Source organism: Methanoregula sp. (assembly GCF_049510175.1).
In the GTDB taxonomy this organism is placed as follows: domain Archaea; phylum Halobacteriota; class Methanomicrobia; order Methanomicrobiales; family Methanospirillaceae; genus Methanoregula.
The window spans coordinates 1-3984 of record NZ_JBEKZF010000019.1 but is presented as its reverse complement, the minus strand read 5'-3'; the positions used below and the strand labels follow the sequence as shown (position 1 = coordinate 3984).

7 protein-coding genes are annotated in these 3984 nt (G+C 52.7%); all 7 read left to right on the top strand.

Annotated features, from left to right (window positions below; translation table 11 throughout):
* Window positions 1–482: tetrahydromethanopterin S-methyltransferase subunit E (locus ABSG49_RS11950; protein WP_424026361.1), on the top strand; the 482-nt coding region annotated here is incomplete at its 5' end.
* Window positions 479–1312 carry a tetrahydromethanopterin S-methyltransferase subunit D gene (mtrD, locus tag ABSG49_RS11945; protein WP_424026360.1) on the top strand — a complete coding sequence of 278 codons (834 nt, stop codon included), beginning with the start codon at window positions 479–481 and terminating at the stop codon, window positions 1310–1312. The genes ABSG49_RS11950 and mtrD, both read left to right, overlap by 4 nt.
* 10 nt (window positions 1313–1322) lie before the next feature.
* Window positions 1323–2171, top strand: a complete 849-nt coding sequence (gene mtrC, locus ABSG49_RS11940) for a tetrahydromethanopterin S-methyltransferase subunit MtrC (protein WP_424026359.1) — start codon at window positions 1323–1325, stop codon at window positions 2169–2171.
* Entirely contained in the window at window positions 2172–2465 is a 294-nt protein-coding gene (gene mtrB, locus ABSG49_RS11935) for a tetrahydromethanopterin S-methyltransferase subunit MtrB (protein WP_424026358.1), read from the top strand.
* Window position 2466: 1 nt separating this feature from the next.
* The gene (mtrA, locus tag ABSG49_RS11930; RefSeq protein ID WP_424026357.1) at window positions 2467–3189 is read left to right on the top strand and encodes a tetrahydromethanopterin S-methyltransferase subunit A; all 723 of its coding nucleotides are present in this window, start codon (window positions 2467–2469) and stop codon (window positions 3187–3189) included.
* A gap of 5 nt (window positions 3190–3194) precedes the next feature.
* Window positions 3195–3398, top strand: a complete 204-nt coding sequence (locus tag ABSG49_RS11925) for a tetrahydromethanopterin S-methyltransferase subunit F (RefSeq protein WP_424026356.1) — start codon at window positions 3195–3197, stop codon at window positions 3396–3398.
* A 10-nt stretch (window positions 3399–3408) separates the two neighbouring features.
* Window positions 3409–3984: tetrahydromethanopterin S-methyltransferase subunit A (mtrA, locus tag ABSG49_RS11920; protein WP_424026355.1), on the top strand; the 576-nt coding region annotated here is incomplete at its 3' end.

Below are 3984 nucleotides of genomic sequence, written 5' to 3'. Positions count from 1 at the left end.
CCTTCATCGCAGTATTCTGCGTCGTAACACTCTGTCACCTGATCAACGGTGCACTGGGACACCCGTTCCCGCTGCCGCTGCTCGGTCTGATCTGGGGTATTGCACTCGGTGCAGCAGGCTCTGCGACGGGCAACCCGTACTATGGAAAGGAACGCCAGTACCAGAACCAGAAGTTTGGTGCTGGTGTGCCAATCTCAGCATCGGGAAACATTGTCCGCTATGCTGAAGCCGGTGAACGCAACTCACTGGACAATGGGTTTTTCACCCATAAGATCGGTGGTTCAGCATCGGGTATCTGCTTCGGTCTGATTGTATTCTTGGAACTGTGGAGAACAATTCTCTTTGATAAAATCAGTGCCGGGTGGGGTGCAATCGTTGTCGGTATCCTGATGATCCTCATCTTCACCGTTGTCGACAGGTACATTGAAGTCTGGGCACGCAAGAATTACGGTCCATACATGGAAGCCAAGGTGGCATCATGACCGCAGTCGCAGCAAAACCACAGGCAGGAGGCGCAATGAACCCGACCGCGATGGCGGTTGGTGTCGTCATGCTTCTCATCATCCTCGCACTCTGCTGGTATGTTTCTCCGGGCCTGGGTCTTATGGCTCTCATCGGCGTTACCATCGGCGGTATTCTGATTGGATTCGGTACTCACTTCATACCTGTCGGTGGTGCTCCGGCAGCAATGGGTCAGGCACCAGGTATCGCAACCGGTGTCGCGATGCTTGCAGCTGGTTCAGGTCTTGCAGGACTCTTCGGCGGTGCATGGGCTGCCGAACAAGGACAAGTCGTTGCAATAGTCACGGGTGGAGTTGGTGGCGGGCTGATGATGGCAATCACCTGTATGATGGTGAACTTCGTCTATGTGTTCGGGATGGGTATCCCTTCAGCATCAGGTAAAGTCGCAAAAGACCCCATCACCGGAGACACCCAGGCTGAATTCAAATCCCAGGGAACTGAGGGTCATGGTCTGCCATTCGTATCATTTGTCGGAGGCGTCACCGGAGGTTTCCTTGGGGGCGCTGGCGGTACGCTCATCTACCTGCAGCTTCTTCGTCTCTATGAGGCAAAGCTTCCGGCTTTAATGGGTATTCCCGCAACGCAGGTGATGCCAATTGCAGTCGCAGCCGCAGGAATGTTCGCCGTTGGCCTGTTCCTCGTGAACGCAGTGCTGACCGCATACAACATCACAGGAACTATCGAAGGACCACACGACCCGAAGTTCAAGCGCTGGCCACGGTCAATCGTTGCATCCGCTGTCGCATCAGCACTCTGCGGGTTTGTGGCGATCCTGATCGTTGCACTATGAGGTGTTGAAGATGACAGTAAAAGTTGAAGTAATTGAAGGGGGTGTCCCGCATACTAAGATTATGATCGCGGGACTCGTTAGCACACTTGTGTGTCTCTACCTGACGTACCTCAATGTGCTCACCAACACCGAGATGTTCGCATTCTTCGGGGGCCTTGCGGTTGTTTCCGCATTGATCTGGGGGAGCCACACCATCAAGGTATTGTGCAGTTATGGTATCGGTACCGGTGTGCCATCAGCAGGTATGATCGCCTTCGGTTCTGGTGTTATGGCAATGCTGCTTGCCACCAAATTCGGTATAGCAGCTCCACTCGTTGCACTTGTTCTCGCGGCTGTTATCGGGTTCATTCTCGGGTATATCTCCAATAATATCCTGAACATGAAGATCCCGGCAATGGTCCAGGCACTTACCGAAATGGCAGTTGTTGGTGCTCTGACCCTTATGGGATTCGCAGCGCTGATCACCGGTGGATTCACTTTCGCCGGTCTGACCACAGGTTCGGTTTCTATGCTCGGTATGACCGTAAGTTCTAACCAGATTTCATTCATCGGTGGCGGACTTATCGCCGTTGCATTCCTTCTGGGAGCAATCGCAATCCAGCACCCGTTCAATGCATGCTTGGGACCGGGATGGAAACAGGACAGGATGCTCATGTTGACCGCAGAATGTGGTTTTTTAAGCATGATCGTCGCTGCAATCATGTCCTTTGCACTCATCAGCGCAGGGTCAGCAATTATATCCCTGGTCGTTGCGATTGTCGGATGGGCGTATACCTACAACCAGTATATCTGCCTGTCAAAGCGCGACGCCGCTGCATGGCTTGATGCAAAGCCGATTCCTGAAATGGAGGGACACTAAATGGCATACGTTCTGGTACTTCCGGAATTCGGGCTTGTTGCTGATCCCATGATCGGGGTCGTGACCTCCGCAGGAGAATCACTCGCACCCGTGCTTGAGAAGATCGCTGTCCTTGAAGCAACAAGTGACGATCTTGTTAACATGCTCTCAGGTGAAGGTAACTTCCTTGCATCATTCCCCAACAGGGAACATGGTCTTGCAATCGCTGGCAGTATTACCTCATTCTGGTACGGACTTGCAATCGGACTATTCATTGCTGGAATCATTGCGTTCCAGCTAATCAAGGTGGGCTGATATGGCAGACAAGAAATCACCAGCAAGTGGATGGCCGAAAGTCAAAGGAGACTTTATCTCAGGTGACGCTAACAGCCCGGTGGCCATTGTTACCATGGGCTCACACCTCGACGAAAAAGGACTCTGTGACGCAGGCGCTGCAATGTGCGGATCCTGCAAGACAGAAAACCTCGGCCTCGAAAAGGTCATCGCCAACATCATATCCAACCCCAACATCCGCTTCATGCTCTGCTGTGGTACTGAGGTCAAAGGTCACCTCGCCGGCCAGACCATGATCGCTCTCCACAAAGGTGGTGTGAAAGATGGCAGGGTCGTCGGCGCTGAAGGTGCTATTCCCTTCATCGAGAACCTCAATGATACACATATCAAGCGCTTCCAGGAACAGATCGAATGCGTCAACATCATGGAAAGCGAAGACCTCGGCGCAATCAAGGCAAAAATGAACGAACTGAAAGCCCGGGACCCGGGCGCGTTCGCTGCGGATCCCATTGTCGTTGAGGTTAAGGAAGCTGCAGGCGGCGCAGAAGAGACAGGCGGCGAAGTACGCCCGATTTCCGGTGAAATGGCGATCATCACGGGCCGTATGAAAGTCATCGAAAAGATGGTGACCGATATAGGATACCGGGATAAGTTCGCTGCCGGGGTCTATGCAGGTAAGATCGAAGGCCTGATGATCGGTCTGATCATCTCGTTCGCCCTGGTCGGATTCATGATGATGAGGTGAAAGAGATGGCAGAAGAAGAAAAACCAACAGGACCTGTCAGGATGGTTGCGATCGAAAATATGGTGGAAAACATCCGCTATAAATCACAGATCCTGGCACGGACGAACAAAATTGACTCGGCAGTCACCGCAAAAGGTTTAATCGGGTTCACGGCAGGATTGCTCTGTGCGCTGATCCTGATTTTACTGCCGGCATTACTGGTGGGATGAGGTGAAAGAGATGGCAGACAAGAAATCACCAGCAAGTGGATGGCCGAAAGTCAAAGGAGACTTTATCTCAGGTGACGCTAACAGCCCGGTGGCCATTGTTACCATGGGCTCACACCTCGACGAAAAAGGACTCTGTGACGCAGGCGCTGCAATGTGCGGATCCTGCAAGACAGAAAACCTCGGCCTCGAAAAGGTCATCGCCAACATCATATCCAACCCCAACATCCGCTTCATGCTCTGCTGTGGTACTGAGGTCAAAGGTCACCTCGCCGGCCAGACCATGATCGCTCTCCACAAAGGTGGTGTGAAAGATGGCAGGGTCGTCGGCGCTGAAGGTGCTATTCCCTTCATCGAGAACCTCAATGATACACATATCAAGCGCTTCCAGGAACAGATCGAATGCGTCAACATCATGGAAAGCGAAGACCTCGGCGCAATCAAGGCAAAAATGAACGAACTGAAAGCCCGGGACCCGGGCGCGTTCGCTGCGGATCCCATTGTCGTTGAGGTTAAGGAAGCTGCAGGAGGTATTGAGACTGCCGCTGCAGGTGCAAATCCCCAGTTCCTCGAGATTGAAAAGAAACTC